The organism is Bacteroides faecis (assembly GCF_020091505.1).
GTDB classification, from domain to species: Bacteria; Bacteroidota; Bacteroidia; order Bacteroidales; family Bacteroidaceae; genus Bacteroides; species Bacteroides faecis.
In genome coordinates this window covers 1,472,175-1,490,416 of sequence record NZ_CP081916.1, presented here as the reverse complement: position 1 = coordinate 1,490,416, position 18,242 = coordinate 1,472,175, and the positions used below count along the sequence as shown (strand labels likewise).

Here is an 18,242-nt window from a genome sequence, read left to right as displayed (position 1 = left end):
AGAATTATGAAGAAACACCATTTTACACTGTTATTGGCATTCACATTATGCAACTTAAGTGGCAAGTATACAACAACATATGCCCAAAAGCCGATGGGTAAAGTGACTTTCATTGAAGCCAGAAAGGTACATATAGATGATTCTTTCTGGTCACCGAAAATGGAATTATGGAAACGTGTTACCATTGACGACGTATTAAACAAATTTGAAGGCAAACACGTCAATGAGCCCGGCAATCACAATACATTAAGCAACTTCGACCGGGTAACCCAAGGCTGTACAGGTACCGGCGGTCACGTAGGACCGCCCTGGTTCGACGGACTTATCTACGAATCGATCCGAGGCATTGCCGACTACCTGATATTATATCCCGACAAGAATCTGGAAGCACGGGTTGATGACTACATCAATCGCATTGCAGCCGCACAGGCTACAGATCCGAATGGATATATCAACACCTACACTACTCTTGACGAACCGGAACACCGATGGGGTGAAAACGGGGGATTTCTGAGATGGCAGCATGAGGTATATAACTCCGGTATGCTGATAGAAGCCGGCGTGCACTATTATCTGGCCACCGGAAAGACGAAATTACTCTCCGTAGCAACGCGTCTGACAAACTACATGTGCGAATACATGGGAGAACAACCTAAGAAGAACATCGTCCCTTCACATTCCGGACCGGAAGAAGCAATTATTAAACTGTATTGGCTGTACAAACAGCATCCGGAGCTAAAAACGGAACTTGAAGTGCCTGTCAATGAAGACAACTATTGGAAACTGCTCACTTTCTGGATAGAAAACCGAGGACATCACTGTGGATTCCCCTTATGGAAGAGTTGGGGTAACGAGAAAGCAGAACGATGGATTAGGGAAAACCAATATGCAGAAGCGCAATACAGCCCTCACTCCCGCCCTTCCTGGGGAGACTATGCACAGGATTCCATTCCCGTATTCGATCAACAAACAATAGAAGGACATGCTGTACGTGCAACTTTACTGGCAACAGGCATTGCTACCGCCGCACTTGAGAATCATTCTTCAGCCTATGTAGAAACAGCCAGACGGCTGTGGGACAATATGGTCGGTAAGCGAATGTTTATCACCGGAGGTGTGGGGGCCATCCATGAAGACGAGAAATTCGGTCCTGATTATTATCTTCCCGCTGATGCTTATCTGGAAACTTGTGCTGCCATCGGCGCCGGTTTCTTCAGCCAACGTATGAATGAGCTGACCGGAGAGGGAAAATACATGGATGAACTGGAAAGAGTACTTTATAACAGTGCATTGACGGCTGTTTCCCTTTCAGGCAATCAGTATACGTACCAGAATCCACTCAATGCTGAAAAGCATAACCGTTGGGAATGGCACGGCTGTCCTTGCTGTCCTCCCATGTTCCTGAAATTTACCGGAGCATTCCCCGGATTTATCTATTCTCACGATACCAAGGGGATTTATATCAACTTATTTGTAGGCAGTGAAACACAGATTCAGCTAGGTAAAGGAAAGGAAATTCAGCTCAAACAAGAAACCGAATATCCGTGGAACGGGACTGTACAACTGACAGTCAGTCCCCTAAAAGCAACCCGATTCCCACTTCGAATACGCATTCCGGGATGGGCACAGGGAATAGAAAATCCTTATGGTTTGTATGAATCTGATCTGAAGGATGAGATTAAACTCTACGTAAACAATCAACCTGTCAATCTCAAAATCAAAGATGGATACGCAGAGATTGACCGCAAGTGGTATCCTAAGGATAAAGTAATGCTGAAACTCCCGATAAATCCGCGTATTATTACTCCTAACCATCAGATCAAGGAACTGAATCAACAGGTTGCATTAGCATCCGGTCCTGTGATTTACTGTATTGAAAGTTGCGATAACCCGAACCTCAATCAGATGAGAATAATGCCAGAGACTCAATATGCTATTGGCAAACAACATCAGCAATTCCGCGATGTAAACATCATACAAATAAACAATAATGAATGGTCCGGAATAGCAATTCCTTACTATATGGTAGCAAACAGAGATAAAAACAGCAGTCATAAAGTATGGCTCCCTTTAAAATAGAAACACTAATATGAAAAACAAAAGATTCTTATTTATACTCTTATGCAGTATCTTGATGACAGGTGTTCATGGCGAAAATCCACCAGCCAAAGTGGTATTTGAACAATATATGAATCAAGCTCAAACTTTTGCTGAAACTTATCCACGCGAAAAAGCTTATCTGCATTTCGACAATACAAGTTATTATGTAGGTGACACTATCTGGTTCAAAGCGTATGTAACTCTTGCCGAGAAACAAGTTTTCAGTTCAATCAGCCGTCCTTTATACGTGGAGTTGGTAGATCAGGCAGGTCACATAACCGACAAACAGATTATCAAATTGACACAAGGAGAAGGAAACGGTCAGTTTGTACTATCCAAATCAATGTTGTCAGGCTATTATGAAGTACGTGCCTACACCCGCTGGATGCTTGCCTTTAACGAGCCGCATTATTTTTCACGTACTTTCCCTATTTATCAACTGTCAAACAGCGATCAGCTGGAACGTAGCATCAGCACTTATGAATTAAGCCCTTCTATGGAAACAAGACCGGAAGAGACTAAAGAGAAACTGAGTCTGCGTTTCTTTCCGGAAGGAGGACAACTGGTAGAGGGGCTTACATCACAGGTAGCTTTTAAAGCAGAAAGTAAAAGTGAAGGTGAGATTAATTTATCAGGTACCCTGTACACCCAAGAAGGACAAGAAATCACTTCTTTCGAGACTTTACACGATGGAATGGGATGTTTTGAGTACACACCTTCTGCTAAACCTGCTATAGCCAAGGTAAACTATCATGGAAAAGATTACAAGTTTTCGCTTCCTAAAGCATTGCCCAATGGATATGTTTTAAAAATAAACAACAATGCCGGAGCGATTTCGGTAGAGGTAGCCTGCAATGCTTCGACCCCTCAAGACACATTAGCAGTTTTCGTTAATCACCAAGGACGTCCATATGCTTATCAATTAATCAGTTGCCAAGTAAATAAGCCTCAGAGTTTCACCTTGCTATCCCGTAAATTACCGCCAGGAGTCTTACAAATCAGCCTCATCAACCGTGCAGGAAATACAATAAGCGAACGATTCGTATTTTCCTCTCCTCGGGCACCTTTGCAAATATCTCCCAATGGACTGAAAACAATATATGCCCCATACGCTCCAATCCGCTGCGAACTTCAAGTAAACAATGCCTTGGGAGAACCTATCCCAAGTAAGTTATCGGTGAGTATCCGCGATGCCCTCCGTTCGGACTATTCAGCATACGATAATAATCTTTTCACCGATCTTCTTTTAACATCTGATTTAAAAGGCTATATACATCAACCGGGATATTATTTCACAGAAGCTTCTCCCCGAAAGCAGAAAGAACTGGATATACTATTATTGGTGCATGGATGGCGCAAATATGATATGAGCCAACTTATCGGAACGACTCCATTTGTTGCCAATCAGGCTCCTGAATCTCAATTAGTGCTATATGGACAAGTAAAGTCAACTATTCTCAAAAATAAACTAAAGAATATAGACCTTAGTGTAATGGTCAAAAAAGATGCGAATATTATTACCGGGCAGACTGTCACAGATGAGAACGGGTATTTCAGCATCCCGATGGAAGACTTTGAAGGAGAACTGGAAGCTATCATCCAAACCCGAAGAGCTGGTAAAGAACGGAACAAAGATGCTTCCATCTTTATTGATCGCCATTTCTCACCAGCTGTCCGGGCTTATGGCTACAGCGAACTACATCCCAAGTGGAACAGCATAGATCGCTGGCAGCAACAAGCAGAAAAGTTCGACTCTCTGTATATGGATTCTGTCCGCCGGGCAGACGGTCTTTATCTATTGGACGAAGTTGAAATTAAAAGCAAGCGCCGTTCCAAAAGTACAAACATGACTACTAAGATCAACGAGCAAAGTATTGATGCTTACTATGATATACGACAATCAGTAGATAAGCTCCGTGACAATGGGAAAGTGGTTACTACGATTCCTGAATTAATGGAAAAACTAAGCCCTCTCTTCTATTGGGATCGAACAAATGACACCTATACTTACCGTCAAAAACCGATCTGCTACATTATGGAGAACAGGATTCTATCCGAAACAGAAGTCAAAATGATGTTGACTGAAGTAGATGGATTAGCCTCAATCATTATCGGTAAGGGTAGCGGAGGAATTAGTGACGAAATCATTCAGAACACAAAACTTTCTAACTCAAACGATGTGAATATATCGGAATTAGATAAATATAGCATCTTTTATCTGATTCCACTACCCAGACATAACGTTTTGAATAAGCATGAGACAGCCGCTCTTGGAACCCGTCAAACGATGATACAGGGGTATACTCCGGCATTAGAATATTATTCTCCCGCTTATCCGGACAAAGAATTATATAAAGATCAGGTTGACAAAAGACGGACGCTTTACTGGAATCCGTCTGTGCAGACAGACAATAACGGAAAAGTGGTCATCGAGTGTTATAACAATCAATATTCCACCCCATTAATTATCCAAGCCGAAATATTGAGTAATGATGGTAAAATCGGCAGTATGACATATTCTACAATGGGAGCATCCCAATAAGATACAGATACTCACAATGAGTATCGTTCCTGCTATAACTAATATCGCCCCTGATTTCTAAAGAACCAGGGGCGATATTAAATAATTTCAATTGGCAGTTACATCATAACATCTCATCTACTGCCATAGATACCTCAAGATCAATCTACTCTTCATCTGTCCTTCTTTCATTTTTTCGGATGTTTAGGCAGAACAAAGTTCGCATGCGCCCAACGTTCTCATTCCGCATGTGCATTGTCTTCTCAAATATGGAGCAGTACAAGCTAAATACATAAAAATGGAAAGAGACTGACTCAAAATATACTTCTGAGTTCAGTCTCTTTCTATTTTAATCACACATCAAATTATTACCACTCAATAGCCTGATCTTCATCTGGAATCTGAAGATTAATTTTACGTTCAAGCAATAAAGTACCAGTCACTTTATATCGAATGGGAACTGGAGCCGAAGTGATATCATTGAACAAATAGGTCAATCGTAAAGTTGTATAACGATGCTCGATATAAGGCCGGGTAGCATCCATATTCTTTGTTGTCGAATAAATTGGCGTAGTACCATCAGGCACTTCAAACTTAATATCGTCATTATCCGCTTCTAAAGTCAGTGATTTATCTGCATTGAACTTCACATAAATCTTATACAGACGTCTCTTGCTCCTTTCCAAATCTTCATCCATTAAGCCGGCATAAAAAAACACTGTACTATCGTTCACAACATAAGCAGTACGAGTATTAGCGACCATAGCATCTCCAACTGTCTCATTTTTATCAGAATCATAAAAATAAGTCTTCATAGCAGTCGTACTATACGAACCTGAAAAATCATTAAACGGCATTATTCTCAATAACGCTTTACGATAATGCTTACGCAGGTTAGACTGATAATTATATGAAGGATCATCAGTTACAGTAATAGGCAAAATCCATTTCTCCACCATATCCAGATCCTTAAGTGAAAAATCAACATCTAGCAGCCCTACACAATCGCCAGCAGGGATTTGCAATGTTTCTGAAAAACTATAATATTCTGATGGCAACTCCTCATAAAAAAGTTCCGTACGTGTATTGAACCGTTCAATATTGAAAATATCAAGAGTATCCGGATCGACAGCAAAATGAATATTCAAATCTTTTTCATTCATAGTCGATCCACTGACAATCACAGGCAATTTATAGCTTGTCTTACCATCTTTCTTATACCTAACGTTGATCTGAGTACATCCTTTGCTATCCACTGGAGCTTTAAAGGAAATATACTGATTATATTGTTCGTCCTTCCACTCATCGTTACAAGAACAGATTATTAACAGACAAACTATCATTAACAAATAGTTATATATCTTTTTCATATGATATTATATTTAGAATTAATCATTATAAGTCCAACCAGGATTCTGAGTCAAACGCTTATTCTTCTTCAATTCATCATGAGAAATAGGCCAAAAATACATTTTACGAGAGAAGGTCGTAGGTAATGAAGGTACAACAACTGGGGTGTGAAATAAATCTCTTTGCTGCTCAGTCATTAGAGTATTGCATCCATATATTGGCAATGCCTCTTCAACAGGAGCATCTTTCCAACGACGCAAATCGTAATAACGATGACCTTCACCCATCAATTCAATCTGACGCTCACGCTTCAATTTCTCACGGAACTTGGCAGGATCTCCATATTCTTCCTGAGTATAATCAGGAAGACCCGCACGAATACGTATTGGTTGAATTCCTTTCTTTAACTCATCTTCTGTCCGAGTGAGAGAGTAAGTTTGCATTTCATCCCATGAAGCAACGTTATAGCTGCCAGCCAATTCATTCAAAGCTTCCGCATAAATTAACAACACTTCTGCATAACGGATAGCAGGTTCTGCTTTCTTACGAATATGCGTCCATCCATTATCATTGCTGTTATTATCATTTGCATCATCTGGATGGACAAACTTCATCACACCAATACCAGTACGCAGCCAGAACATAGTATTGGTATATCCATTCCCTCCACCACGATAATTGAATATCTGTTTAGGACCTTTATTATCTTCTTTATCAGCTTTCAAGAAATACCATACAGACCCACTATATGCAACCGAAGCATAAAAACGTGGCTCACGATTGGCGTATTGAAGAGAAACGCCTTCTGCCAAGGGTTTATAACGTCCTGCCTCTACATCTTCTTTTGTTACGAACCCTGTAGGACGTTCACGCATATCGCTACGTCCCGGCAGATTCAGTTCACGCTCCTTACCCGGACAATTTGTACCATCATTCAGATAGTAAGCATCACATTGCTTTTGCGTTAATCCGTGGGTATTCCAACCACTTGTAAAGCGCGGTAATTGGTGTCCTACCAAAACATTGATCCCCTCCGTACTCTGATTCTGTCCACGAGTAAAAATAAGTTCCGGATTATTTTCAGCAGCCAGTTGCCCATTAAATATAGATCGATATGATTCAAATGGGTCAATGTTTTTCCATCCATTCGGCCATTCTTTCTCAGAAAAATTACCATCAGCTGGTGGGATAATAGTCTTTGGGAAACCTGGAGCTTCCGTCTCACGAATACCTGCATGATAAAGTTCATATTGATTCAACTCAATTACATCACGGGCAGCTGCTGCAGCTCTAGCCCATTTACTTTCATCATACTCTTGAGCAATTAAACATTTTCCATTATCATCTACCATATCTGTAAATTTCTCCGTATCAGCGGGACGTGGATTATTAATCGGACTCGCAGCATACAACAAAACTTTCGCACGAGCAGCCAATGCCGCTCCACGAGTAGGACGAGCTATTGACAACGGACCACGTGCTAGTGGTAAATCCTTAGCAGCTAACACCATCTCACTGGCAATATAATTAGCACATTCATCGTAAGTATTTCGCGACTGAGATAGTGCATCATAACTTTCAGTATAATCAAGCCCTTCTTCCGGTAACAAAGGTACAGGTCCATATTTACGCAATAGCAACCAGTAATAATAAGCTCTCACAAAACGAGCTTGCGCTTTATAGTCGGCAATTTCCTCCGGTGTAAACTCTTCATTTATATCTATATTCTGAATAAAAATAGATGCTTGGCGAATACCGGAATAACAAGCTCCCCAGGAACCTTGCTGATCCCCTTCACCATATTCCCCGTTTTTCAGCCGCTTGTAGAAGTCGTCACGATCGCCAAAGTACATATCATCAGCAAAACAGAAAGGAGTATGTCCTTTACTAGCAACATCCGCATTCGATCCAGTCAGATAAGAATAAGCATTGGCAAGCCATTCTTCTGAATAGTCTTCACTCTTAAAAACATCTTCTAAAGACATACGATCTTTAAAAAACTTATCCACATTCAAATAATCGGAACAGGAACTTAAACCTAATCCCAACCCCAATACTGCAGACAAAAGAATATATTTCTTTTTCATTATTATTTCGTTTTTCAAATTACAAGTTAACACTCAATCCCAAAGTAAACATCTTAGCCAGTGGATATTTCTCCCCATTAGAACTTCCCAACTCAGGATCCCAAAGCTTAAAGCTAGAGAAAGTTAACAGATTCGTTCCTATAAAGAAAAGTCGCATGCTATTAAAATGAATCTTATTTACCATTGATTTAGGCAAAGAATAACCAATTTCCAATGTCTTCAAACGTAAATAGGAACCATTACGCAGCCAATAAGTAGATTGACGAAAATTATTGCCACTACCTCCATAGCTCAAACGAGGATAAGAAGCATTAGGATTCTCTGTAGCCGGATTATTGGATATACTAGAATCAATCCAACGATTCTCAACAAGATCACTCAAAATATTTCCCCATGTCCCACTGCTAAATGCATATACGGAAGGACCATCAATAAAAAATGTCGATTTGCCTGCTCCCTGAAAATGCAAATTTACGTCCAAGCCTTTCCATTGCGCCGAAATACCCATACCATAAATTAAGTTTGGTTTTGTAGTTGCACCAATAGCAACACGGTCTCCATCATTGATCACACCATCGCCATTAACATCTTTATATTTGATATCACCGGGTTGTACACTCCCAAAATCTTGTCTTGGACTATTACGAATATCATCATAATCCTTGAATAATCCTAAAGCTATTAACCCCTTGGCTTGATCCACACGGTGCCCTTCATCCATTTGGTATTCATAAACATTGTATGCTTCGTCTCTTTCCAGAATTTCATTCTTACTGTAAGTCATATTACCACGAATCGTTAAATTAACATCACCTACTTTTTGTTTATAAGCAAAGTTTCCATCAAAACCTTCAGAAAGAACACTTCCGACGTTCGCTTTTGGCCTCTTTCCATTTAAACCGATCATAGAAGACAGATGGTCGCGTGTCATATAAATACCATCACGTTGCTCATGAAAATAATCAATAGTAGCTGTAAATTTATCATTGAATAAAGACAAGTCTACACCGATATCATGCTTGGTTGCAATCTCCCATGTTACATTATTGGAAGCTAAATCTGTGTATATCTTCCCTCCAAAGTTTTTATCATAGTTATAATCAGCCCACTGATAACCACCACCACTACCAATTGTATACATATAAGGGAACCTGACGTTATCGCCAAAATTATCATTCCCCACCTTTCCATAAGAATAACGTAGTTTAAACATATTCATCCATTTCAGACTCTTCTTTATGATGGGTTCCTCCGCGATGTTCCATGCTACAGAAAAAGCAGGAAAAAATCCGAATTGATGACCTGTTGCAAAATTTTCAGAGCCACTATATCCAAAATTAAAATCGGCAAAATAACGATAATTCCAATTGTAACTTACACGCCCAGCTAAACCTTGGTGACGGCGAGGAATACTCTTCTTTATATCGTCTCCAATGTTTACAGTCATTATTTTAGAATCTTGATTATATTTCAATGTTCCACCTAAATGATGTTCTTTAAAACCACGATCATATTGCAAAATGGCCTCAAAGAATTCCAGTCTCTCACCTGATGCTCCACTGGAAATTCTCATCTTTTGTTCCGTTGAAATACGTTCAAAAACAAGTTCTCCGTTCTCATCGCGGAAACGTTGAGCCTTCCATTGTTCAGGCCATTTTTCGTGTTTGATGTTATTTTTATTATTAGTATCATAACCAAAACGTCCCACAAAGCTAAGTCCTTTGGTTATGAAATCCAACTTTTGTTCAAGAGTCACGTTTGTTTGAATTTTATTCTCCCAAACTTCATTATAGCCAGTTTGCGTAGCGAGTACCCAAGGGTTGGTCTGATTACCTGTTCCATAAGCCGGTATATAACCATTAGAATACACTAATGGAATAGATATAGGTGTCTGTCCCATAATTGAATGCCATATATCTCCACCTAATCCCGGTTCATTAACTTTCTTCAATGAACCGGAAACACCAACTTTCAATAAAGTGCTCTTAGTAATGTCAATATCAGTATTTAAACGGTAGTTCCATCTTTTAGCATTCGCATTCGTATCATAATCTTTCCTTAAATTTTCATCCGTTTTATACATACCTTGTTCTTCAATGTAGCTGGCAGAAACAAAATAACGAGCTGTAGCACCACCACCATTCATATTCACTGTGCCCCGGTAAGTCATTGCACCATCTTTCATCAATACATCCTTCCAATTTACATTAGGATATAAATCCGGATCTAATCCTAATCTCAATATTTCCAATTCATATGGTTGATAAAGAGGCTCCTGAGCACGTGTGATACGCGCTTCATTAATCATAGAAGCATAGTTATACCCATTTACAAAATCAGGAGTAATAGTGCGAGTATTATACGTTGTCTCAACTTTTGCATCAATATTGATTTTGCCTGCCTTACCATGCTTCGTAGTAATCAGAATTACTCCGTTTGCACCGCGTGAACCATAAATAGCTGTAGTTGAGGCATCTTTTAAAACAACAAAAGTTTCAATATCTTCAATATTAATCTCATCCAAATTACGTTCAAAACCATCCACTAATACTAAAGCCGCATTACTAGCTCCAAATGTAGATATACCACGAATCCAAAACTCTGATGAATTTTGTCCGGGTTGACCAGAAGTTTGCATAGCTAATACACCAGCCACATTTCCTGCCAATGCATTAGAAATACTACCTGTAGGATTAACCTTTAAATCAGCAACATTAACATTAGTAACAGCACCTGTTACCGTTAACTTCTTTTGTGCACCGGTACCCGTGATTACGACTTCATCAATAACACTAGCTTCTGATTCTTGCATAGCGACATTGATAACCCGTTGTTCTTTTACTAATACTTCTACCTTGTCAAAACCTATATAAGAAAATATTAACCGATGATAAGGTTCCATTTTAATCTTATATTTACCATTAATATCGGTAATAGTTCCTAATCCTACCATATCACCGACCGTTATATTAACGCCGACTAATGGTTCCTTATTTTTATCTGTAACAACTCCTGTTACAACAATCGATTCCTGTGCTTGAGCCCCTAAAATACAACTAAGCAACAGTACAAACATTATCAGGATCTTTTTTATTTCCATGTGTTTATCATAAATTAATTATTGACCTCTTCACTTGTTTCATCTCCTTCTTCTAAAGCGATTTTACGAATGCGATGATTCATCCAGTCACCGATATAAAAGGTTTCTGTTTCTTCATCGTAAGCTAATGCTGAAGGACGGTCGAAACGAGCTTTTTCACGTAATGCACCGTTTACATATCCATATGGGTTAGAATTCAAAGCCGAACTACCTCGACCAGCAAATGTAGTAACACTTCCCTCTGGTGACAGAATGCGAATACAATGATTCATTCTATCTGTAAAATAGAAGTCATATTCATCCTCGTTATTGTTTTCGACATATTTCTTATTCTTAACAAACACTCCTTGATAAGGAGTATTTAAACGAGCCTTGTCACCTGTTCCGTCCTCCCAAGCAGCATTCCCTACTGAACCACAAAACAAATAAGGTACCCCAAATTTCTTTCTAACATTATCATAGTCAGTCCGCATAATATAGTGTTTATTGACAACTACAATATAAGCATAACGTCCTGTTGGATGAATTACCATATTAAATTCCCAGTTTACATCTTGTATAGAGAAGAGTTTCTCCCGTTTTGTATAGTCAAAAACCTTTCTATCTGGATCCCAAGCATTTCTATAGTCGAATCTAAATACGTCACCTAGTGCAAAAGAATTGTAATATAACTCTCCATTTACTGGATGAATAGCAGAACCATTACAATTTTTACCTTCCATCAGTGGCTGAGGAGTTACATTGAAAGCCTCATGAACCGGTTTACTTCTATCACGCACTAAATACCAGTTATTAACATCACGATCGCCTCCCCTATCACTAGCAATAATCATCGTATCTCTTATCCCATCCTTTCCTAAAGTCCATGTAATAGTACGTGGACGTTCAATGCTGAACTGGGTATTAGAGTAAATCCTTTGATTCTTTAGGTCAAGCACACGAATAGGTTTACTTCCCTCGTCTTGCGCTAAATAAAGAATATGTTTATTCTCAGGATCAAATGAAAACCAAGTTGGCTCATCAATACCGCCACAATCATCAAATGGACCATTCTTTATTTCATAATGACCTTTATCATCCGTTTCTCCGCAGAGATTAGATACAACTAATTGTCTTTTGTAATCAAACTGCTTTTCAGCCTCTACTGTTTGTGCATCTTCTCCTTTACCAACGGTTAGCACAAAATTGCCTTTAAAAGCTTTCTGAGGAACAATAGCATACATATAATCACCAAGAACACTAATAACTTTAGCAGGTTTTCCACCAACTGTTAGCTTCAATAATGATGTATCAGTTCCAAAGTTCTTACCATATACAACAATGTAAGTATCTCCACCACCAGAGTCTGGAGTGAAATCGGTAATTTCTACTGGTTTACTAGGGTCGTACGGTTCTATTTGCTTTTCTTCTTCATCTCTGCAACTTGCGAAACAAAGTGTAAATAGAGCCAGCAGAATACATTGAATTCTCCCAAATTCACTTTTTACAGTTTTACATTTCATAATAAATTAGATTAGAATTATTGATTATTCAACATTTTATCTGTTAATACCTTCATCCAATGTCCTCCAATCACCGAACGAGCCTTAAACCCAGTCATCTGATTAGTTTTTGTATCATACCAGTCACTAATTGGAACACGGGAAATTGTTTCATTGACATATTTATAAAGAGGATCTACAAACTTTTCAAAAGTTATTTGGTCAGAAGACATAGCTGCCGTCCACATTATCCAATCGGATTTTGTGTAATCTTTCCGAGAGTCTAATGGTAATCCATAAGGATTCTGTTTCGTTAAATAATAGTTGATTTCTTTACTGATTACATTATTAGGGAAGAGATTCAGCCCCCACATCTTATCCCAGATCATGTTGTACTTTTGGCTCCAAGTGTTTTTGCGATCGAAAGCAAGGCGATAATGATCTCCTTCATTTGCCATTTCCTCCCATTTGACTGCCATTTTCTGGGCTATAGTAGCATACTTATCTGCTATATCATTAAATCCTAACATTTTAGCCATCTCGCTGTAACCAGCCATTCCCATAATTGCTTTCACTGACAAGTTCGCATTATGAGCCCAATGCCCGGCAAAGTCGTCCGTGCACAACTGGTTCTCCGGGTCCTGTCCAAACCGTGTTTTTTATCGCATAAACTTTTGATATTCAATATACTATCTAGATAATAAGATAAGATCGTATTGTTAGTTAGAAAATAAATAAATAATTATATCGATTTTATTGCATATGAAAGGTCTTACTACCTTTTGTTTGTTTCAAATAGAATATTTGTTCCTGAATAGTAATTTATTCTGCTTTGTAGTAATTACATTAATTTTGAAAAATGGTAAAATACAATATATCATATATAAATCAGGCAGTAGATATTTTAGGTACAACTCTTTAAATTGCAGAATAAAAAATGCAATATTTATTTTTTTTGCTATTTTTATTCTGCAATTTATTGTATATTTGTTCATTCAACTAGAAAATTATCAATTATGGAGACTCTTTACAGAGCATATAGAACATTGCTCAATAACACTTCTACAGATTTTGTTCGTTACCTTCACGATCAAATTGAATGGGACAGCCGCTTAATAGCTATACTAGGTGCAAGAGGTATAGGAAAGACGACTATGCTTTTACAACATATAAAACAATATGATAATATTGATGAGACTTTGTTTGTTACAGCTGATGACCTTTATTTCTCTGAACATAGAATTTTTGATTTAGCGATGGAATTTTATCAGCATGGTGGCAAAAAACTCTATATAGATGAAATACATAAATACTATGGTTGGTCTCGTGAAATAAAAAATATATATGATCTAATTCCAGGAATACAGGTTGTATATACAGGGTCTTCAATATTGGACCTGGAGACAGGAGAAGCTGATCTGAGTCGACGAAAGTTAGAATACCGTATGACAGGACTTTCTTTTCGGGAATATCTTGCAATTTCAAGAGGTTATCGTTTACCCGTTTATTCTTTAGAAGACATTTTAAAAAACAAGGTTGATTTCCCATATAATTTAGAACGACCTCTTCAGTTATTTAAGGAATATCTTCAACAGGGATATTACCCCTTTTTCAAGGAGAAAGGGTACTATATTCGATTACGGAGTATTTTAAACCAAGCATTGGAAAATGATATTCCCATTTTTGCCAAAATGAATATAACCACGGCACAAAAATTAAAAAGGCTATTGTATATCATTGCTCAGAGTGTCCCTTTCAAGCCTAATTTCACAAAGTTAGCAGCTCTACTTGATATAAATAGAAATACGATATCAGAGCTTATGTTCTATTTGGAGAAAGCTGGTATTATTAATCAATTACGCTGTGATACAGAAGGAATCAGGTTGTTAGGAAAAGTAGATAAAGTTTATTTGAATAATACCAATTTGGCTTATGCCCTTTCAGATAGTATGCCGGATATTGGGAACATACGGGAAACAGTATTCTTTTCTTTGATGAGAGCTACACAACCAATTACAACTTCTTCCTGTTCTGACTTTTCCATAGGAAAATACACTTTCGAAATAGGTGGTAAAGGTAAATCTCAGAAACAAATTCAGAATATTGAAAATTCCTATATCGTAAAGGATGATATTGAATTCGGAATGCAAAACATAATTCCATTATGGATGTTCGGATTTACATATTAAGAAAAGAAGCGGATTGACATTTTCTATTAGTATTATAACTAATAAATAAACAGAAAATAAGTACTCAAACAATTGGCGTGAATGTTCTCATAACTTTTATCTTTAATATATTTATAAAACAGAAAGGTGCACGGATATTCGTGCACCTTTTCTTTAATAATAACTTGAACTTCACCCTCTTCTTGATTCATTAGATTAGCAATTAAAAGGAACTACCATTCGATTGCTTGATCTTCGTCTGGAATCTGAGTATTGATATCACGTGATAATGTTAATGTACCTTTTACATGATAGCGAATGATGGTGCCTTCCACTGGTATATAATTGAAATAATAGTCAACATTATTAATTATTACATAACGGTGTTCCAGATAGGGCTTAGCGTCATCCATTGATGAAGAAATACGAAATGAAGGAGTCACGTCCTTGTTTAATTCAAATCCAATCTCTTCTGCATTATCACAGGAAATAGTAACCGAACCATTCGTCTCGCCATTAAAGGTAAATTTAATTTTATACTTTCTACGGTCTGTATAATCCTCATCTACTATTCCTGCATACGTAAAAATAGTCTGTTCATCTATTACATATCCTCTTATTGACGATTTTGTGATAGATTCTGCTGTTTCTATCGGTTTACCATCTCCATCATATCCCGTCACCACCTTGTTGGTTATTCCTGTACCAGAATAATCGCCAGAGTAATCATTAAATGGGAAGATTCTCAATATTGCCTTAGCATAGTCTTTACGCGGATGAGCTACGTAGTTGTAAGACGCGTCGTCTACAATCTGCAATGGAAGTACCCATTTCTCTGACATATCAATGTTGCGAAAATCAAATTTAAGATCCAGCAAACCTTTATTTTCTCCCGCTTTTATCAGTAGAGATTCTGGATACGAAGCGTATGCCAATCCTTCTGCTCCCATATCCTCATAATATAGTTCTGTACGTGTAGCGTAACGAGCGTAATTCAAAATATTCAATGTATCAGCATCATGTGCTACGTGTACAGTGACATTACTTGGATTGTCGGTAGAGCCACTAACAAGTATTGGCAACTGATAATTGGATCTCCCTTCTCCTCCTTCAGCATAATTTCCTTCTGCATCATGGCGACTATAAGGTACATATATATTCGTCACTCCCTTACTATCCAGTTGTGAACTGAAAGAAATGTAGTGTTCATATTGTTCATCTTCCCATTCTGAATTGCAGGAAGTTCCCAACATTGTCATTGCAGCCAAAGCTGCCAAAGTATATATTTTTTTCATATATAAGTCTTTATGTTTAGAATTAATCATACATTGTCCATCCTGGGTTCTGTGTTAAACGCGAATTACGTTTCAATTCACTATGTTTGATAGGCCATAACCATAGTTTCTCTGAGAACGTAGACGGAAGATTGTAAACAGGAATTGCCGAATGGAATTCGTCTCTCTTAGCTTCGCCAACAAAGACATTGCAACCGTATATTTGCAGAGATTCTTCTATTGGTGCATCTTTCCAACGACGAATGTCAAAGTAACGTTTTCCTTCGCCCATTAACTCTATCATACGTTCACGTTTTAAAGCTTTACGCATATCATCAACCCCGCTCTGCAGATAAAATTCATCTGGATAGTCAGGCAGCCCCGCACGAATACGTACCGGATGAATACCTCTTTCCATTTGTTCTTTATCACGGCTGATAGTGTAAGTTGTCGCCTCATTCCAAGAAGGTATATTGTATGTTCCAGTCAACTCATTCAATGCTTCTGCATAAAGCAGTAGAATATCTGCATAGCGAATTGCAGTTTCAGCTTTCGCAACATAATTGCCCGGATAGTCGTTGGGATGAACAAACTTTTTAATTCCTATACCTGTACGCAAGTAGAAACCGTCATTACGATAACCATCGGAACTTCCAAAGTAGTACCAAACCTGTTGATTTACATCTGCAGGTTTGCTTTCAGTCTGGCTCAAATAATACCATGTACAGCCATTATAAGCAACAGAAGCATAGAATCGTGGTTCACGCTCTACATATTGCAAAGAAACATTCATCCCAGTTTTAGCCTGATCATTATCTCCTTTCTTCGGATCATATTTCCAACCTAATTCCGGATATTTATTATCCTTCAAGTCCTGCAAATCAGTAAACCCGGTTCTACGTTCACGAGTATCTACAATACCTTGATAATTAGCTACTCCTTGATACATAGAGTTCATGCCCGGCTCATTACTACCATTATTCATATAATATGCATCCAGCATTTTCTGTGTCATGCCATGGCAGTTCCAGCCTCCATCATCTTTGGGCATTTGATGAAGTACCAACATATCTATATTGGTTGCCCCACGTGTAAATATCAGTTCTTTATTGTTTGCAGGTAATATAGTTCCATCAAAGATAGTACGATATGATCTGAGCGGGTCAATATTTGTCCATCCCTTTGGCCAAGGTTGCTTGGAAAACTCGCCATCAGCCGGTGGAGTAACAGTCGGACGCTCAGAAGGCCCATTATCAGATGTGGATTTATTTACAATATTCAACTCATAAACATCTAAATCGATGACATCACGGCAAGCGGCAGCAGCTTTTGCCCATTTTTCTTCACTATATTCGGAAGAAAGCAAACGACGCCCTTCGTCATCTACCAATTGCTGCGCATATTCATCATTATTTCCATTAGCAAACGGACTAGCTGCAAAAATCAGCGCATAAGCACGAACTGCCAATGCAGCTCCACGGGTGGGTCGGCCTATAGCATAATTATCAGTACGACGATCATATTGTAACTCTTTAGTAGCCTGTAGCATTTCGTCACTGATATATTGTGCCACTTCTTCGTATGAACTACGTGGAGTGGCAATTTGGTCATAGCTCTGGGTATAATCCACTCCTTCATCCGGCATAATAGGTACCGGGCCATAACGACGTAAAAGCAACCAATAATAGTAAGCGCGAACAAAACGAGCCTGTCCCTTGTAATCTAGTATTTCCCAATCAGCCATCTCTTGGCACCGGTCAACATTATGGATAAATACTGACGCTTGGAAAATCCCTTTGTAACATGCCCCCCATGCACCAACATTATAAGTGTTCTCATCATATTCTCCTAACTTGAACATATTATATGACAGTTCATTCTTTGTTGCATCGATTGTCTTATCTCGGTCACCATAATACATATCGTCTGAAAAACAAAACGAATTCTCACTAGGCCCTTTAGTCGTCACCTCATAGTTTTCATTTTTTATAAATGAGAAAGCATAAGCTAACCATTCTTCCACATGATCCTTGCTTTCGAAAGTTTTCTCCAGTGTCAGACGATCCTTAAAATATTTCTCCGAATTCAGGTAATCAGAGCAAGAAGAAATTGCTCCCATCCCTAATACGGTTAATAATAACATATAAATCTTCTTTATCAT

General features: G+C 38.4%; 9 protein-coding genes and 1 pseudogene. 3 read left to right on the top strand and 7 right to left on the bottom strand.

The genetic code is table 11. The features are described from left to right. The first annotated feature begins 6 nt into the window (after positions 1–6). Positions 7–2,079 carry a glycoside hydrolase family 127 protein gene (locus tag K6V30_RS06055; RefSeq protein ID WP_055269362.1) on the top strand — a complete coding sequence of 691 codons (2,073 nt, stop codon included), beginning with the start codon at positions 7–9 and terminating at the stop codon, positions 2,077–2,079. Positions 2,080–2,089: 10 nt separating this feature from the next. Further along, the gene (locus tag K6V30_RS06050) at positions 2,090–4,642 is read left to right on the top strand and encodes a hypothetical protein (protein WP_055269361.1); all 2,553 of its coding nucleotides are present in this window, start codon (positions 2,090–2,092) and stop codon (positions 4,640–4,642) included. 347 nt (positions 4,643–4,989) lie between these two features. Here the strand turns inward: K6V30_RS06050 and K6V30_RS06045 are convergent, their stop codons facing one another. From K6V30_RS06045 to K6V30_RS06025, 5 genes and pseudogenes are all read right to left on the bottom strand, one after another. Beyond that, the gene (locus tag K6V30_RS06045) at positions 4,990–5,991 is read right to left on the bottom strand and encodes a DUF4973 domain-containing protein (RefSeq protein WP_055269360.1); all 1,002 of its coding nucleotides are present in this window, start codon (positions 5,989–5,991) and stop codon (positions 4,990–4,992) included. 18 nt (positions 5,992–6,009) lie between these two features. Next, entirely contained in the window at positions 6,010–8,058 is a 2,049-nt protein-coding gene (locus K6V30_RS06040; protein WP_055269359.1) for a RagB/SusD family nutrient uptake outer membrane protein, read from the bottom strand. Between the two features lie 19 nt (positions 8,059–8,077). After that, positions 8,078–11,158, bottom strand: coding sequence for a SusC/RagA family TonB-linked outer membrane protein (locus tag K6V30_RS06035; protein ID WP_055269358.1), 3,081 nt, complete (start codon positions 11,156–11,158; stop codon positions 8,078–8,080). Positions 11,159–11,172: 14 nt separating this feature from the next. Beyond that, positions 11,173–12,660 carry an IPT/TIG domain-containing protein gene (locus K6V30_RS06030; protein WP_055269357.1) on the bottom strand — a complete coding sequence of 496 codons (1,488 nt, stop codon included), beginning with the start codon at positions 12,658–12,660 and terminating at the stop codon, positions 11,173–11,175. A gap of 17 nt (positions 12,661–12,677) precedes the next feature. Next, positions 12,678–13,289, bottom strand: a pseudogene (locus K6V30_RS06025) (DUF1793 domain-containing protein); the annotation flags it as partial. 366 nt (positions 13,290–13,655) lie between these two features. On the opposite strand from K6V30_RS06025, the gene K6V30_RS06020 reads away from it, so the two are divergent. Beyond that, on the top strand, positions 13,656–14,828 hold the full coding sequence (locus K6V30_RS06020) for an ATP-binding protein (protein ID WP_055269355.1): 1,173 nt from the start codon (positions 13,656–13,658) through the stop codon (positions 14,826–14,828). A gap of 212 nt (positions 14,829–15,040) precedes the next feature. Here the strand turns inward: K6V30_RS06020 and K6V30_RS06015 are convergent, their stop codons facing one another. Then, positions 15,041–16,102, bottom strand: a complete 1,062-nt coding sequence (locus K6V30_RS06015; RefSeq protein WP_022301406.1) for a DUF4973 domain-containing protein — start codon at positions 16,100–16,102, stop codon at positions 15,041–15,043. A 22-nt stretch (positions 16,103–16,124) separates the two neighbouring features. After that, complete coding sequence (locus K6V30_RS06010) at positions 16,125–18,242, bottom strand: RagB/SusD family nutrient uptake outer membrane protein (protein WP_010536209.1); 2,118 nt, start codon at positions 18,240–18,242, stop codon at positions 16,125–16,127.